At 68.0% G+C, this 14,448-nt stretch carries 17 protein-coding genes and 1 tRNA gene; 12 read left to right on the forward strand and 6 right to left on the reverse strand.

The window, feature by feature from the left end; translation table 11 throughout:
* Positions 1–31: 31 nt before the first annotated feature.
* Positions 32–1,336, reverse strand: coding sequence for a nicotinate phosphoribosyltransferase (locus tag MVF96_RS09570; RefSeq protein ID WP_065629058.1), 1,305 nt, complete (start codon positions 1,334–1,336; stop codon positions 32–34).
* Between the two features lie 19 nt (positions 1,337–1,355).
* Here MVF96_RS09570 and clpS point away from each other — a divergent pair, with 19 nt between their 5' ends.
* From clpS to rdgB, 11 genes are all read left to right on the forward strand, one after another.
* Complete coding sequence (gene clpS, locus MVF96_RS09575; RefSeq protein ID WP_033203522.1) at positions 1,356–1,679, forward strand: ATP-dependent Clp protease adapter ClpS; 324 nt, start codon at positions 1,356–1,358, stop codon at positions 1,677–1,679.
* 70 nt (positions 1,680–1,749) lie between these two features.
* Positions 1,750–2,325, forward strand: a complete 576-nt coding sequence (gene aosR, locus MVF96_RS09580) for an oxidative stress transcriptional regulator AosR (RefSeq protein ID WP_137810879.1) — start codon at positions 1,750–1,752, stop codon at positions 2,323–2,325.
* Positions 2,326–2,373: 48 nt separating this feature from the next.
* Positions 2,374–3,474, forward strand: a complete 1,101-nt coding sequence (locus MVF96_RS09585; protein ID WP_159370588.1) for a P1 family peptidase — start codon at positions 2,374–2,376, stop codon at positions 3,472–3,474.
* A gap of 112 nt (positions 3,475–3,586) precedes the next feature.
* Positions 3,587–3,994 (forward strand): M67 family metallopeptidase, encoded by a 408-nt coding sequence (locus tag MVF96_RS09590; RefSeq protein WP_065629055.1) that lies wholly within the window; start codon positions 3,587–3,589, stop codon positions 3,992–3,994.
* 2 nt (positions 3,995–3,996) lie between these two features.
* Positions 3,997–4,284: a MoaD/ThiS family protein gene (locus tag MVF96_RS09595; RefSeq protein ID WP_065629054.1), complete on the forward strand. Its 288-nt coding sequence runs from the start codon at positions 3,997–3,999 to the stop codon at positions 4,282–4,284.
* Positions 4,285–4,286: 2 nt separating this feature from the next.
* Positions 4,287–5,258 (forward strand): PLP-dependent cysteine synthase family protein, encoded by a 972-nt coding sequence (locus tag MVF96_RS09600; protein ID WP_065629053.1) that lies wholly within the window; start codon positions 4,287–4,289, stop codon positions 5,256–5,258.
* 25 nt (positions 5,259–5,283) lie between these two features.
* Positions 5,284–5,913, forward strand: a complete 630-nt coding sequence (locus MVF96_RS09605) for a rhomboid family intramembrane serine protease (protein WP_137810875.1) — start codon at positions 5,284–5,286, stop codon at positions 5,911–5,913.
* On the forward strand, positions 5,913–6,719 hold the full coding sequence (murI, locus tag MVF96_RS09610; protein WP_203235942.1) for a glutamate racemase: 807 nt from the start codon (positions 5,913–5,915) through the stop codon (positions 6,717–6,719). Before MVF96_RS09605 ends, murI begins: the two co-directional genes overlap by 1 nt.
* A gap of 78 nt (positions 6,720–6,797) precedes the next feature.
* Positions 6,798–7,562: a cyclic nucleotide-degrading phosphodiesterase gene (locus tag MVF96_RS09615; RefSeq protein ID WP_058249993.1), complete on the forward strand. Its 765-nt coding sequence runs from the start codon at positions 6,798–6,800 to the stop codon at positions 7,560–7,562.
* 35 nt (positions 7,563–7,597) lie between these two features.
* Positions 7,598–8,353 carry a ribonuclease PH gene (rph, locus tag MVF96_RS09620; protein WP_058249994.1) on the forward strand — a complete coding sequence of 252 codons (756 nt, stop codon included), beginning with the start codon at positions 7,598–7,600 and terminating at the stop codon, positions 8,351–8,353.
* Entirely contained in the window at positions 8,353–8,967 is a 615-nt protein-coding gene (rdgB, locus tag MVF96_RS09625; RefSeq protein ID WP_226513020.1) for an RdgB/HAM1 family non-canonical purine NTP pyrophosphatase, read from the forward strand. The genes rph and rdgB overlap by 1 nt, the downstream gene beginning before the upstream one ends.
* A 28-nt stretch (positions 8,968–8,995) precedes the next feature.
* Here the strand turns inward: rdgB and MVF96_RS09630 are convergent, their stop codons facing one another.
* The 5 genes from MVF96_RS09630 to MVF96_RS09650 all read right to left on the reverse strand — a co-directional run bounded on the left by MVF96_RS09630 (position 8,996) and on the right by MVF96_RS09650 (position 12,290).
* A complete protein-coding gene (locus MVF96_RS09630) occupies positions 8,996–9,634 on the reverse strand; it encodes a GNAT family N-acetyltransferase (protein WP_058249996.1) in 639 nt (212 codons plus the stop codon).
* Positions 9,631–10,203 (reverse strand): TetR/AcrR family transcriptional regulator, encoded by a 573-nt coding sequence (locus tag MVF96_RS09635; RefSeq protein WP_137810873.1) that lies wholly within the window; start codon positions 10,201–10,203, stop codon positions 9,631–9,633. Before MVF96_RS09635 ends, MVF96_RS09630 begins: the two co-directional genes overlap by 4 nt.
* A gap of 146 nt (positions 10,204–10,349) precedes the next feature.
* Positions 10,350–11,456 carry a glycosyltransferase gene (locus MVF96_RS09640; protein ID WP_137810872.1) on the reverse strand — a complete coding sequence of 369 codons (1,107 nt, stop codon included), beginning with the start codon at positions 11,454–11,456 and terminating at the stop codon, positions 10,350–10,352.
* A gap of 49 nt (positions 11,457–11,505) precedes the next feature.
* Positions 11,506–11,856 (reverse strand): DUF3817 domain-containing protein, encoded by a 351-nt coding sequence (locus MVF96_RS09645; protein WP_247451913.1) that lies wholly within the window; start codon positions 11,854–11,856, stop codon positions 11,506–11,508.
* The gene (locus tag MVF96_RS09650) at positions 11,853–12,290 is read right to left on the reverse strand and encodes a hypothetical protein (RefSeq protein ID WP_058250000.1); all 438 of its coding nucleotides are present in this window, start codon (positions 12,288–12,290) and stop codon (positions 11,853–11,855) included. Before MVF96_RS09650 ends, MVF96_RS09645 begins: the two co-directional genes overlap by 4 nt.
* 96 nt (positions 12,291–12,386) lie before the next feature.
* On the opposite strand from MVF96_RS09650, the gene MVF96_RS09655 reads away from it, so the two are divergent.
* Positions 12,387–12,471, forward strand: a tRNA-Leu gene (locus tag MVF96_RS09655).
* The last annotated feature ends 1,977 nt before the right edge of the window (positions 12,472–14,448 follow it).

The following is a 14,448-nucleotide window of genomic DNA, read 5'->3' on the forward strand; positions in this document are numbered from 1 at the left end:
GGGGACATCGGTTCCGGGCGTCGGGGTGCGGTCAGCCGAGCTCGTAGCGGGTCGGAACCGCGGGATCTCCATGGGACAGGCCGAGACCCTCCCAGGGCAAGCTGACCAGGCCGGCCGCGAGGTGCGCGCGGGCATCGGTGAGAGTGGGCAGCGACGCCACGGGCGTCCCACCGCGGACGAGCGGGATCTGCAGGTCCCGGATGCCGAGCCCGTCCGGCGCGGGGCGGGTGCCGTCGGCGCGATACACGATCTCCTCGACGATCGTGCCGCTGGACCGGGCCGCCCGCACGGCCGACTTGGCGCCGCCGCGTGACTCCTTGTGACTCGCCCGTTTGGCGACCGGCAGGCCGTCGACCTCGACGAGTTTGTAGACCATCCCCGCCGTCGGCGCCCCGCTCCCGGTGACCAGGGATGTCCCGACCCCGTAGGTGTCGACCGGCTCGGCGCGCAGCGAGGCGATCGCGTACTCGTCGAGATCGCCGGACACGACGATCTTCGTCTCCGTCGCGCCCAGGTCGTCGAGTTGCGCGCGGACCTGGCGCGCCAGCACCCCGAGGTCGCCGGAGTCGATGCGCACGGCACCGAGTCCGGGGCCGGCCACCTCGATGGCGTTGCGCACGCCCTGGGTGATGTCGTAGGTGTCGACAAGCAGCGTGGTACCGATCCCGAGGGCCTCGATCTGCGCGGCGAACGCGGCCTTCTCGTCGGGCCCGTCCGGGCCGGTGAAACCGAGGGTGAAGGCGTGGGCGGCGGTGCCGGCGCTGGGCACGCCGAAGCTCCGGGCCGCCTCGAGGTTTGAGGTGGCGGCGACGCCGGCGATGTAGGCGGCGCGCGCACTGGCGACCGCGGCGCGCTCATGGGTGCGCCGCGAGCCCATCTCGATGATCGGGCGCGACCCGGCCGCGCTGACCATGCGGGCCGCGGCCGACGCGATCGCGCTGTCGTGGTTGAGGATCGAGAGGATCAGGGTCTCGAGCAGGACCCCCTCCGCGAAGGGCGCGCGGACGGTGAGGATCGGCGAACCGGGGAAGTAGAGTTCGCCCTCCCGGTAACCGTCGATGTCACCGGAGAACCGGTAGTCCCGCAGCCAGGCCACCGTGTCCGCGTCGAGGAATCGCTCGACCACGGCGATCTCCTCGTCGCCGAACCGGAACGCTGCGAGTTCGTCGAGAACGCGGCCGGTTCCGGCCACCACGCCATAGCGCCGGCCGTCGGGGAGGCGGCGCGCGAAGACCTCGAATGCGCACTGGCGGTGCGCAACCGGGTGGCGAAGTGCCGCTGCGACCATCGTCAGTTCGTACTGATCGGTCAGCAGCGCGGTGTTGTCGTTGCTCACAATCGCCTACCCTGTCCTCATGGCGCCTGACGAAACTCGTGCGCACGAGGCTACCCCCGGCGGTACGGCGGTTGCCGAACCAGAGGTCGCCGACGGCGCGGCGGGACTCGACAAGCCCTGGATGACGATCGTGTGGGACGACCCGGTCAATCTGATGCGGTACGTCACCTTCGTCTTCCAGAAGATCTTCGGCTACTCCGAGTCCCGCGCCAACGAACTGATGATGCAGGTCCACACCGAGGGCAGGGCAGTGGTGTCCTCCGGAGACCGGGACAAGGTCGAGGCCGACGTCGCGAAGCTGCACGCCGCGGGGCTGTGGGCGACGATGCAGCGGGATTCGTGACCCGGACCGGCCGCGGACGACTCCGAACCGGTCGGTCGGCCTTCGCGGCGCGGCAGGCACACTGAGACGCGTGCGCACCTGGAAACGCAAGGGGCGCGGCGAGACGATGCGCATCGCATCGCAACTCGACGCGCACGAAGCAGAGCTGCTCGCGTCGATGGTCACGTCGATGTGCGAATTGCTCACCGAACGAGCCGATTCCGCGCCCCGCGACGACCTCGCGAGGCTGACCGGTATCGACGTCGGGCACTCGCAGGCACCCGACGATGTGACCCTGGGCCGTCTCCTCCCGGATTTCCACCGGCCCGACCAGGACGACGAACTCTCCGCCGAGGTCGTCAACGGCGAACTGAACTCGGCGCTGCGGAGCGTGCACGAACCACAGATCATCGACGCCAAGCTCGGCGCCGCCCGGGTGTTGCTCGACACCCTGCCGGCCGGCGGCGGGGACTTCGCCCTGACTCCCGACGAGGCCGCGGCGTGGCTCACCTCGCTCAACGACGTGCGACTGGCACTCGGCGCGATGCTCGGGATCTCCGAGGACACGCCCGAGCAGTTGCCACCCGACCACCCGCATGCGGCGCATCTCGACGTCTACCACTGGCTCACGGTGATGCAGGACCTCCTCGTCGAAGCCCTGATGTGATCTAGGGTTCCGTTCGGGAACTTCGTCCGCTTCGACGTCAGGGGTCTCGTGAGCACACTCGGCCGACCGGCCCCGGCCGGCAATCGCATCACCGACATCGCCGGCCTCGCCGTCGGGCACGCGCACCGCGTCGACCCCGACGCCCGGGTCGCCGGTGCACCGGAGGCCCCCGACGGTCACGGGTGGGCCACCGGGACCACCGTCGTACGGGTGTCGGCGCCGGGCGCCATCGCCGCCGTCGACGTCCGCGGTGGCGGTCCGGGTACCCGCGAAACCGATCTCCTCGACCCGTCGAACACGGTCCAGACCGCGCACGCCATCGTGCTCAGCGGAGGTAGTGCCTACGGACTGGCCACCGCCGACGGGGTCATGCGCGCGCTCGAGGCCGACGGGATCGGACTCCCGCTCGACGACCGCGGGCACGTGGTGCCGATCGTCCCCGCCGCGGTGATCTTCGACCTCCCCGTCGGTGCCTGGGACCACCGACCCGACGCGGACTTCGGAGTGGACGCGGTCCGCGCAGCGGACACGGAATTCGCCGTCGGGTGTGTGGGTGCGGGTGTCGGCGCCCGGGCCGGCGCGCTCAAGGGCGGGGTCGGGACGGCGTCGATGACGTTCGACGCCGGTCCCGCGGCCGGCATCACCGTCGGCGCAGTGATGGTCGCCAACCCGGTCGGGGCGGTCATCGACCCGCAGACCGGGCTGCCGTGGGACCTCGGCGAGACCGAACTGGGCCGCCTGGGGTTGCGCCGGCCGTCGGCCGCCGACATCGACTCGCTCGCCGACCTCGCGGCGAAGCACACCGTGCTCAACACGACGATCGGTGTCGTGGCCACCGATGCCGCGCTCGACGCGCCGATGACCAAGCGGCTGGCGATGGCCGGACACGACGGTCTCGGGCGGGCGATCAGGCCCGCGCACTCGCCGCTCGACGGGGACACGATCTTCGGCATCGCCACGGGTGCGGCCCGGCCGTCGACACCGGTGCCGGCGCCGGCGGGTATGCATGCCGACGTCGCCGTGGTCGCCGAGGTGTGCCGGGCCGCGGCCGACGTCGTCCAGCAGGCCATCGTGAACGCGGTCCTCGCGGCGGAACCGGTCGCATCGATCCCCACCTACGCACAGACGGCGCCGTCGGCGTTCCGCTGACCGGGGTCGTCGCGAACGGCGAACGGAATAGGTGCCGCGGCGACGATGTTGCGCCTCGGGGAACCCCGGGGTCCCGGGTGTGGACACGTCTGGACAGGAGAATGCGACACCGATGCTGAAGATCGGGCAGGAGCTGGTCGACGCCATGGTCGCGCACGCGCGCGCCGACCATCCCGACGAGGCCTGCGGGGTGATCGCCGGGCCGGAGGGTTCCGACGATCCGCAGCGTTTCATCGCGATGATCAACGCCGAGCGGTCGCCGACCTTCTATCGTTTCGACTCGGCCGAGCAGCTCGCGGTCTGGCGGGAGATGGACCGCCGTGACGAGGAACCCGTCGTGATCTATCACTCGCACACCGCCACCGAGGCGTACCCGAGCCGCACCGACATCTCCTACGCCGGCGAGCCCGGCGCCCATTACGTGCTGGTGTCCACGCGCGACCCCGAGACCGCCGAGATCCGTAGCTATCGCATCGTCGACGGTGCGGTCACCGAAGAAGAGATCGAGATCAGGAGCTGAGCATGTCTGTCACCGTATCCATCCCGACGATCCTGCGTACTCACACCGGCGGGGAGAAGCGCGTCGAGGGGTCGGGTTCGACGCTGGCCGCCCTGATCGACGACCTCGAGACGGGCAACGCCGGGCTGAAGGAACGACTCGTCGCGCCCGACGAGAACGGCACCGCCAAACTGCACCGGTTCGTCAACATCTACGTCAACGACGAGGACGTGCGATTCTCCGGCGGCCTCGACACCCCGATCGACGACGGTGACGAGGTGACCATCCTGCCCGCGGTCGCCGGCGGCTGAGCGTGGCCCGCTACGACTCCCTGATCGACTCGGTCGGCAACACCCCGCTCATCGGTCTGCAACGGCTCTCGCCGCGCTGGGACGACTCCGACGAGGGCCCGCACGTCCGCCTGTGGGCCAAGCTCGAGGACCGGAACCCGACCGGATCCATCAAGGACCGCCCCGCGCTGCGGATGATCGAACAGGCCGAACGCGACGGATTGCTGCGGCCGGGCTCGACGATCCTCGAACCCACGAGCGGCAACACCGGCATCTCGCTCGCGATGGCGGCGAAACTCAAGGGCTATCAACTGATCTGCGTGATGCCCGAGAACACCTCGGAGGAACGGCGCTCGCTGTTGCGGATGTTCGGCGCGCAGGTCATCTCCTCACCCGCGGCGGGCGGCTCCAACACCGCGGTCGCGGTGGCCAAGGGCCTCGCCGCGGACAATCCCGACTGGGTGATGCTCTACCAGTACGGCAACGCGGCGAACGTCGCGGCGCATTACGAGGGCACCGGCCCCGAGTTGTACGCCGACCTGCCCGAGATCACCCACTTCGTCGCCGGGCTCGGCACGACCGGAACGCTGATGGGCGTCGGGCGGTTCCTGCGCGAACGCAACCCCGATATCGAGATCGTCGCCGCCGAACCCCGGTACGGCGACGAGGTCTACGGCCTGCGCAACATCGACGAGGGTTTCATCCCCGAGCTCTACGACGACTCGGTGCTGACCCGCCGCTTCTCGGTGACCGGCGTCGACGCGGTCGCGCGGGTGCGGGAACTGATCGACCTCGAGGGCATCTTCGCGGGGATCTCCACCGGTGCGATCCTGCAGGCCGCGCGCGGTATCGGCCGACGGGCACTGAAGGCCGGGACCCGCGCCGACATCGGCTTCGTCGTGCCCGACGCGGGATGGAAGTATCTGTCGACCGGGGCGTACGAAGGTAGTCTCGACGACGCGGAGCAGGCACTCGAAGGCCAGCTCTGGGCCTGACCCCGCTACCGAGGACTTTCCAGCCATGAGCTCGTACACCCCGCCGGTCGGGCAGCAGCCCGCGCGACGCGCGCGTCCGCTGTGGCTGCGTTCGGCGATCATCACCGCGTGCATCGTCGCGGTGCTGTTCGTCATCGAGGCCATCGACGTGGCGACCCACTACGACCTCGACCAGAACGGCATCGAACCACGACAGGTCGACGGACTGGACGGCATCCTGTGGGCGCCGATGCTGCACGGCGACTGGCAACACCTGTTCGCCAACCTGATGCCCGGCGCGGTGCTGTGCTTTCTCGTGTTGATGACGCGGCGGTTCCTCATCGTCACCGGCATCATCTGGGTGGTGTCGGGGGTCGGTGTGTGGCTGTTCGCAGCGCCGTACTCGATCACCGTCGGGGCGTCGGGCATCGTGTTCGGCTGGCTCACCTTCCTCATCGTCCGCGGCCTGTTCAACCGCGATCTGTGGCAGATCCTCGGCGGCCTTGTGCTGTTCCTCGTGTACGGATCGATCCTGTGGGGCGTCCTGCCCTCGGATCCCCTGGTCTCCTGGCAGGCCCACCTGTTCGGCGCGATCGCCGGCGTGTTCGCGGCGTGGGCACTCGCGGCCCGGGATCGACGGAAGCCGGCGGTCACCGCACCGGGGGTTGCGCCATAATCCCGGCGGGCGGCCAGGACGCACCCATCGGGATCTTCGACTCGGGTGTCGGGGGACTGACGGTGGCGCGCGCGATCATCGATCTGTTGCCGGACGAGGACATCGTCTACATCGGCGACACGGCCAACGGGCCGTACGGTCCGCTGACGATCCCCGAGATCCGACGCCACGCCCTCGCGATCGGCGACGACCTCGCCGAGCGAGGGGTCAAGGCCATCGTCATCGCCTGCAACACCGCCTCGGCCGCCTGCCTCCGCGACGCGCGCGAGCGATACGCCCCCATCCCGGTCATCGAAGTCGTGCTGCCGGCGGTGCGCCGCGCGGTGGTCGCCACCAAGACGGGCCGAATCGGCGTGCTGGGCACCGAGGCGACGATTTTCTCACGGGCATATCAGGATTCGTTCGCGGCGGCACGCGATGCGGTGATCACCGCGGTGCCCTGTCCGCGGTTCGTCGACTTCGTCGAACGCGGGATCACCAGCGGCCGACAGATCCTCGGGCTCGCGCAGGGCTACCTCGAACCACTGCAGCAGGCCGGCGTGGACACCGTGGTCCTCGGCTGCACCCACTACCCGCTGCTGTCCGGGGTCATCCAGCTGGCGATGGGCGACGAGGTCACCCTGGTGTCGAGCGCGGAGGAGACGGCGAAAGACCTCTTCCGGGTCCTCACCGAGGCCGACCTGCTGCACCCGCACACCGGCCGCGACGCCACCCGCGTCTTCCAGGCGACCGGTGACCCGGAGCTCTTCGCGAAACTGTCGAACCGATTCCTGGGGCCGGTGATCGGAGCCGTGCAGCACGTGTGAGGGGTCAACCGCGCATCGCCGCGCACTTGTGACCCGTATGCCGCCGCCCGCGCGCGGAATCGTGGCACAGTGGGGCCTATGCGTCTCACGGTCCTCGGGTGCTCGGGCAGTGTGGGCGGACCGGGAGCCGCGTGCTCCGGCTACCTGCTCTCCGTACCCGGTGAACAACCGGTCCTCGTGGACTGCGGCCCGGGTGTCTTCGGCGAACTGCAGCGCGTCACCGACCCCAACAATGTCGCCGTCGTCCTCAGTCATCTCCACGCCGATCACTGCCTCGATCTGCCCGCGATGCTCGTCTGGCGTCGGTACGCACCACAGCCGGCACGGCGGCGGGCGCCGCTCTACGGCCCACCCGGCACCGCCCTCCGGATCGGCTACGGGTCGTCGGAATTCCCCGGACAGCTCGACGACATCACCGACACCTTCGACGTCCACGAGTGGAGCGACGACCAGGAGATCACCCTGGGCGGGATGCGAATCCGGGCGATGAACGTCAATCATCCGCCCGACACCTTCGGTCTGCGGATCACCGGTCCCGACGGCCAGGTCATCGCCTACAGCGGAGACACCGCGCCGTGCGACGAACTCATCGACCTCGCGGCCGACGCCGACCTGTTCCTGTGCGAGGCGTCGTGGACCCATGCGCCCTCGGAGCGCCCACCGGATCTGCACATGTCGGGCATCGAGGCGGGGGAGGCCGCGACCAAGGCGAACGTCCGAACACTCGCGATCACCCACGTCGCCCCGTGGTCCGATTCGGCGGAGATCCTCGCCGAGGCCCGCAGCACGTTCTCCGGTCCGACGGAGCTCGTCAGCCAGGGACAGGTCTTCGACCTCACCTAGCTGTCGTGTCCGCGCCGGTCGTTACAGTGAGACCCGTGACCACACGAGCTGACGGCAGAGCCGACGACGAACTCCGTCCCATCACGTTCACCCGCGGTTTCACCAGCCATCCGGCGGGTTCGGTCCTGGTGGAATTCGGCAAGACGCGGGTGATGTGCACCGCGAGTGTCACCGAGGGTGTCCCGCCGTGGCGTCGTGGTTCAGGCTTGGGCTGGCTGACCGCGGAGTACGCGATGTTGCCCGCCGCCACCCACGACCGGTCGTCACGTGAATCGGTCAAGGGCCGGGTGGGTGGTCGCACCCACGAGATCAGTCGACTCATCGGCCGGTCGCTGCGTGCGTGCGTCGATCTCGGTGCCCTGGGCGAGAACACCATCGCCCTGGACTGCGACGTCCTGCAGGCTGACGGCGGTACCCGCACCGCAGCCATCACCGGTGCCTATGTCGCGCTGGCGGACGCGATCACCTACCTGCGTGCCGCGGGCAAACTGTCCGACCCGCAACCGCTTTCGTGCGCGATCGCCGCGGTCAGCGTGGGGGTCGTCGACGGCCGCGTCCGACTCGACCTTCCCTACGAAGAGGATTCGCGCGCCGAGGTGGACATGAACGTCGTGGCGACCGACGCCGGCACGCTCGTCGAGGTGCAGGGCACCGGCGAGGGTGCGACGTTCCCGCGCTCGACGCTCGATGCGCTGCTCGACGTGGCCGCGATCGGAACCGAGAAGCTGTTCGAGGCGCAGCGAGCCGTACTCGCCGAGCCGTACCCCGGCGAACTTCCCGGACGGGCCTGATGTCCTCGGTGCTTCTCGCGAGCCGCAACGGCAAGAAGCTCGCCGAGCTCCAGCGCGTCTTCGACGCCGCGGGCATCACCGGGGTCGAGATCGTCGGCCTCGACGCGGTGCCGGACTACCCGGAGGAGCCCGAGACCGGTGCCACCTTCGAGGACAATGCGCTGATCAAGGCCCGCGCGGGTGCGAAGGCCATCGGAATCCCATGTCTCGCGGATGATTCCGGTATCGCGGTGGATGCCCTGAACGGCATGCCGGGCGTGTTGTCGGCGCGTTGGTCGGGCCGGCACGGGGACGACCCGGCCAACAACGCGCTGCTGCTCGCCCAGCTGTCGGACACCCCGGACGAACGACGCGGCGCCGCGTTCGTCTCGGCCTGCGCGCTCGTGCTGCCGGGCGGGACGGAGACGGTGGTGCGCGGCGAGTGGCGTGGGCGGGTCCTGCGGGAGGAGCGCGGGCCGCACGGTTTCGGGTACGACCCGTTGTTCGCCCCGGACGACGAGATCGCCGACGGCCGGTCCGCGGCGGAGCTGTCGCCGGCGGAGAAGGACGGGCTCAGTCACCGCGGAAAAGCGTTGGCGCAGTTGGTTCCGGCGCTGCGGGCGCTCGCGGGCTGACCCCCTTGCGTCGGCGTCCGGACTCCGATCAGCTCGCGGCGCCGGTGTAGATGTAGACCCCCAGCGTGTGCGGTTCGCCGTCGAGCAGGATGTCCATATCGTCGGCGCCGGCACGTGACATGCCCTGCCGCTCGTAGAATCCGAAGGTGCACAGCGAGTCTGTGTACAGGTGGAAGTCGGAGCGGCCGCGGCTTCGGAGATGGTCGAGGAACGCGCCGTACAGCGCCGCTCCGACGCCGTGTCCGCGCGTCGTCGAGGCGACGGCGAACAGGGTCAGTTCGTCGTCGAGCGACGTGCCCGTCGCGGCGCCGAGCCGGTGGGCCACCGACTCGAAAGCGAACAGGGCCCGCAGCGACTTCCACTGGGGCAGTCCGAGAATCGCAGCTCTGGCGGTATGCGCCCAGAGCAGCGCGCGGTTCTTCGTCCGCTCGCCGAGATGTGGCTCGCCGTCGATCCGTCCCAGGATGATTCCCACCACGCGGCCGTCCTTCACCGCGACGCGACTCCAGGTACTCGCGACGAGTTGCTCGCGGAGGTAGACCTCGAGTGCCGCGTCCAGGACGTGTTGTCCGTGGACGTAGCGGTGGATGTAGAACGCCTCGTCGATGATCTTCTTGACGTCTTCGGCGTCGGTGGAACGGTAGGGGCGGTAGGTGATGTCGGTCATGATCCCTTCTTTGCGTGTGTGTGGGTGAGAGCGATGAGGTCTGCTTCGAGGGCGGCCCGTTCGGTGTCGTCGAGGACGGCTCCCCACAGGGGAGCGGTGTTCGAGCCGTCGGCGGCCGCGATGATCAGCCGCGTGACCGCCGGGTCGAGACCGTCGTCGGACAGCGCGGCACGCCAGTGATCGGCGTCCTGCTGGGCGAGCGCGGCCGGGCCCGGTTCGTACATCAGGCTGGCGGCCAGCGCGATCTGGTCGCGCAGGCCGGCGGAGTCTCGCGCGTCGGCGAAACTCACCCGGATGTAGGCCCTGGTCAGCCGTCCCGGCGCGTCGTCCTCCTCGTCGGCGGTCCGTTCGACGTTCGACCGGAACTGGGCCATCAGGTCCGCCGCGAGTTCTTCGAGCAGGCCGTCCTTGGCGGGGAAGTGGTAGAGCAGTCCGCCCTTCGACACCCCGGCCGCGGCGGCGATCTCGGAGACGGACACGGCGGCACCGTGTCGCGCAATCAGCCGGGCCGCGGCGTCGAGGATCAACCGTCGGGTGTCGGCAGCACTCCGCCCGGACGTGCGTGCCATCGGACCCTCCGTGCTCGATGTCCCGGGGACTTCCCGGATCACATATAACTATACCGTCCAGACGGTACAGTTTCAATTGTGCGCTCGATCCCGTCGACCGGGCGTCGAAATGCATCGCCTGTGCACGGGGCGAAGCAGAGGGGCGCTCAGCAGCCCGCGTGGACTCCCAACATCCGCGCGACCGAGTCGGGCCAGGGGTACTGGGTCGCTCGATGACGCGCCGCCCGTTCGCGGTCGACGCGGGGGAGGCTGAGGACCTGCCGGATCGCGCTCGCGAAGCCCGGGCCGGAGTCCTCGGCAGCCGCGCCACACGTGTCGTCGACCAGGGTCGCGACCGCCGACGACTGCGACCCGATGACCGGTGTGCCGGCGGCCAGTGATTCCAGCGCGGAGAGGCAGAAGGTCTCGTGCGGACCGGGGGAGAGGGAGATGTCGGCGCTGGCGAGGAGGGCGGCGACCTGACTCCGCTCGGAGAGATGGCCCAGGAAGGTCACGGGCAATCCGCGGGCCAGATGCTGCAGCGGGGCTCGCATCGGCCCGTCGCCCGCGATCACCAGGTGCGCCGGCGTTCCCGACCGATGGAGTCTGCCGAGCGCGGCGATGCTGCGGTCGGCGCGCTTCTCCACCGAGAGGCGTCCGCAGTGGGCGATGAGCGCACTGGTGCCGTCGGACCACCGTGCGCCCAGGTTCGGGTCGAGGTGCCGTGGGTCGAAGACATCGAGGTCGACGCCGAGCGGGGCGCGGACGACGTTGGTCGCCCTCACTCGATTGAACTCCGCGGCGGCGAAGTCGGTGGTGCACACGACGGTGTCGTAGTCACGGGCGGTGGCCGCGTTCGCGCGGTCGGCCAGTGCACGTGCGGAGCGGCCGGGCATGACCTGGCCGAGCAGCCGGTCGAGGCGTTCATGGGACACCATCGTCGAATGGATGTCTCGCCTGCGAGCCCACCGGCCGAAGCCGCGCAGGGTGAGGCGGTCGGACACCTCGAGGGCGTCGGGACGGAGATGGGCGAGGACGTCGGCGACGCGGCGGGCCGACGCCAGGCGGTAGCCGCCCGAGGCGGGAATCCGCGGTGCGGCCACGGTGATCCGCGTGACCCCAGAGTTCAGCGTCTCCTCGCCGGGATCGGCGCCGGGAACGATCAGGACGACGTCGTGACCGGCCCCGGCATACCCGGCGCCCCAGCGGTCCACCGCGGTGCGCAGACCGCCGGAGCGGCCGCCGTAGAAGTTCGCGAGCTGGACGATCCGCACGGGGTCCAGTCAGCCCGACCCGGGTGAACGGCCGACCAGCGCGAGAAGATCAGAGGTTGAACTGCGCCTTCACTTCCTTGGTGCGCTTGTGCTCGAACCAGAAGGACAGGAAGGGGATGGTGCCCGCGATCGCGGTGATGATGGTCTTGCCGACGCTCCAGCGGACCTTGACAGCGAGGTCGATGGCCATGATCAAGTAGACGAAGTACACCCAGCCGTGCACGAACGGTACGAAGTCCAGAGCGTGGTTGTCGTAGCCGTAGGTCAGGACGAGTTCGACGACGAGCAGCAGCAACCACACGCCGGTGATCCAGGCGAGGACGCGATACCGCAACAACGCGCCGCGGACCTTCTCCACCGGGGCGGCGAGGGCGGGGGCGGTGGGGTCGGTCTCGGTCACTGCGGGCCTTTCGATGAGGGGGTGGGTCGAGCGTCGGTGGTGTGAGCGTCCGCGTCGCGGAGCTCGGCGAGATAGCGGTTGTATTCGACCAGGGCGACATCGTTGGCGGGGTCCGGCGATGCCAACGACGACGCGCTGGGGGTGGTGGGTCGCTCGGGCAGGATGCCCTCCGGGATCTCGGCGACGGAGTTCTTCGCCGCGACCTTGCGGGCTTCCTCGGGATCGCTCTCCAGGATGACGAAGCGGCGATAGGCATAGATCACGGCCGCGGCGAACGCCGGCCACTGCAGGGCGTAGCCGAGATTGAGTCCGGAACCGGATGCGGACTCGTACCGTGACCACTGCCACCACGCGAGCACCAGGCACACCACCGCAGCGGATACGGCGAGCACCGTGAGCGCGGGCCGGTGGGTGCGGCGACGGGTGGGGGACATGGCTATGACGGTACCTGGCCTGCGATGATCAGAACGCGGCCGGTAGGGTGGTCGCCGTTACACTGCGTGACTCACACTCCGGCGAGTCGCGCCCACGCGCGAGTGGCGGAATTGGCAGACGCGCTGGATTTAGGTTCCAGTGTCTCAGGACGTGGGGGTTCAAGTCCCCCCTCGCGCACCATAAACTCGCACCCGCAGTTGCGCTCGAAAGCCCTGCATCGTGAGTCGACGGTGACAGTGCTCCTCGCGCCTGGTGCAGCCTTGCCTAGGTAACAGCTCAAGTCGCGGCGCACTCGGCGCAGCAGAACTACCGACGCGCCGAGCACCCGTCGGCATCCGGCATGCCAACATTTCAAGCCTTCTCAGAACGGAAACACTTGCGGCAACGGTTGGCAGTGACGCCCGCTGGGCATCTCAGATTCCGCCCATCTAGATTGTCAATGACTGCGACGGTCTGGATGTTGGACATAGTTTGGCGGTAGCGAACCGTCGCACAGAGAAGAAACTCCGATCTGGGAACGGCGCCGGCAAGGTCTGTTGTCGGGACTGGATCGACCTCAACAGACGGAATTGTGTCGTCGAGTGCAGCGCCGATGACGTCGTCGAATTCAGTCGACCGGCGTGCATATCGAGATTGCGCTCAACATGCTCGTCGCCCGTTCTTCGATCATCTTGGGCGGACGGTCGCGAACCCTTGGAGCGCCGTGGCCGCTGCATGCATCTCGCGGAGTTCCGCTTTCGATGCCATGACCCGTTCTCAATGGACGCGGACTCGGCGGCCGGCTAGCGCCTTCGACTGGCGGCGCCAGATCACTCCATGAATGTCAGGGGTCTTCGATATGGTCACCTTTCCAATCAGTTGCAACTTACCTTTGCGGTTTCTGCGTCGCTTTTAGGATGCAAGCCGCACTCGACGGGAAGAGCGGTACAGAATGACTCGAACAAGAGCGCAACGTCTGCTATTGACGATGATCGCTCTACTTTGTCTGCGTTTTGGATTCCTACGACCGCGTCTAGAACGAAGAAAAAAGCCTTGCGCCGATGAAGCCCGTCTCGAGGCCCGAAGACTGTCAGCGGAAGCCAGGCGCCACGTCCGCGATCGATTTCGCTCTCGCGTAATCGGGGACGTGATCGGAGCCTTCGTAGTCACCTACGGCGCAGGCTATTTGGTCTGGCTTTTGGGACACCCGGGGCAGACGGACGCTCAGATGTTTGAGCCGTATCAGTGGGTTCCTGACATCCGACCACACTTAGATGGCCTCGTAACACCTGAGACCGCGCGAAACTGGATCGGTATCGCGCTGGCTGCTTCGGTGTCGATAAGCATCACACTGTCGATGCGAAACAAGGGGAGCGAATCCTACATTGAGCAAGCCGCAATGGCCCTATGGCGACAGTGTATGGATGCGATGACATCGGCGTTAGCATGCGCGTGCGTTGTAGTAATGACAGTCGGTTGGCTTGGTGTGCATGTCAAGTCAGACGTCGGCGCGATGGTGCTGGCGACTTTTGGGACGATCGCTATCTTCTTGATGAGCAGCATCCTGCTCGATGACTTCAGCTCGGCGAGTCGCTACCGCCGCCAGAAAGTACTAGAGCAGCGACTCGACCGACTGCACAAGTGGCGGACAGTCCTGCGAGACAAGGGAGTGCCAAGTGTCTCGAACGGCCAGCGGCATTCCCTTGTCGGCGCCCTCTTCGTTAGGACCGCAGCGGTGAGTGCCCCGTTATGGGTGGGCGTTGTACTGTATGTCTCAGTCGTGAGGGTGCTTCGGGATCAGGCGATGGCCGGGAGTTACCTCTGGCAAACGGCGATACTCGTACCCACCGTCGTCACATTCTTTCTGTTTGTGATCGGATTCTGCGCTCTTACATCCTGGTCATCATTCAACACGAAGAGAATGAAGCTGCATTTTGTGTTGCAGCCATTCGCAGCCTGGATTCTTTGGGGTAGCGTAGCCCTGCCGACTACCATGGTCGCAGCCGTAGAGCGCGGGATCTCCTCTGGCGCATTTGTCGGTTTTCTGCTATTCGGTCTCCCACTAGCAATACTCAGTCTTTTTAGAGTTTCACGGGCCGGCAAGGTTCACCTACGCCGACGTCGGCTGTATCAGTTGGCCGTATGGTTCTCGCTGCCCGTTTGGGTACGAGTTCACGC

Source organism: Gordonia hongkongensis (genome assembly GCF_023078355.1).
GTDB lineage: Bacteria > Actinomycetota > Actinomycetes > Mycobacteriales > Mycobacteriaceae > Gordonia > Gordonia hongkongensis.

Coding starts and splice junctions, on each gene's coding strand:
- MVF96_RS09590 (WP_065629055.1), top strand. CDS start 3,587: ATGCTGAAGATCGGGCAGGAGCTGGTCGACGCCATGGTCGCGCACGCG.
- MVF96_RS09605 (WP_137810875.1), top strand. CDS start 5,284: ATGAGCTCGTACACCCCGCCGGTCGGGCAGCAGCCCGCGCGACGCGCG.
- MVF96_RS09630 (WP_058249996.1), bottom strand. CDS start 9,634: ATGACCGACATCACCTACCGCCCCTACCGTTCCACCGACGCCGAAGAC.
- clpS (WP_033203522.1), top strand. CDS start 1,356: ATGGCGCCTGACGAAACTCGTGCGCACGAGGCTACCCCCGGCGGTACG.
- MVF96_RS09650 (WP_058250000.1), bottom strand. CDS start 12,290: ATGTCCCCCACCCGTCGCCGCACCCACCGGCCCGCGCTCACGGTGCTC.
- MVF96_RS09615 (WP_058249993.1), top strand. CDS start 6,798: ATGCGTCTCACGGTCCTCGGGTGCTCGGGCAGTGTGGGCGGACCGGGA.
- MVF96_RS09595 (WP_065629054.1), top strand. CDS start 3,997: ATGTCTGTCACCGTATCCATCCCGACGATCCTGCGTACTCACACCGGC.
- rdgB (WP_226513020.1), top strand. CDS start 8,353: ATGTCCTCGGTGCTTCTCGCGAGCCGCAACGGCAAGAAGCTCGCCGAG.
- MVF96_RS09635 (WP_137810873.1), bottom strand. CDS start 10,203: ATGGCACGCACGTCCGGGCGGAGTGCTGCCGACACCCGACGGTTGATC.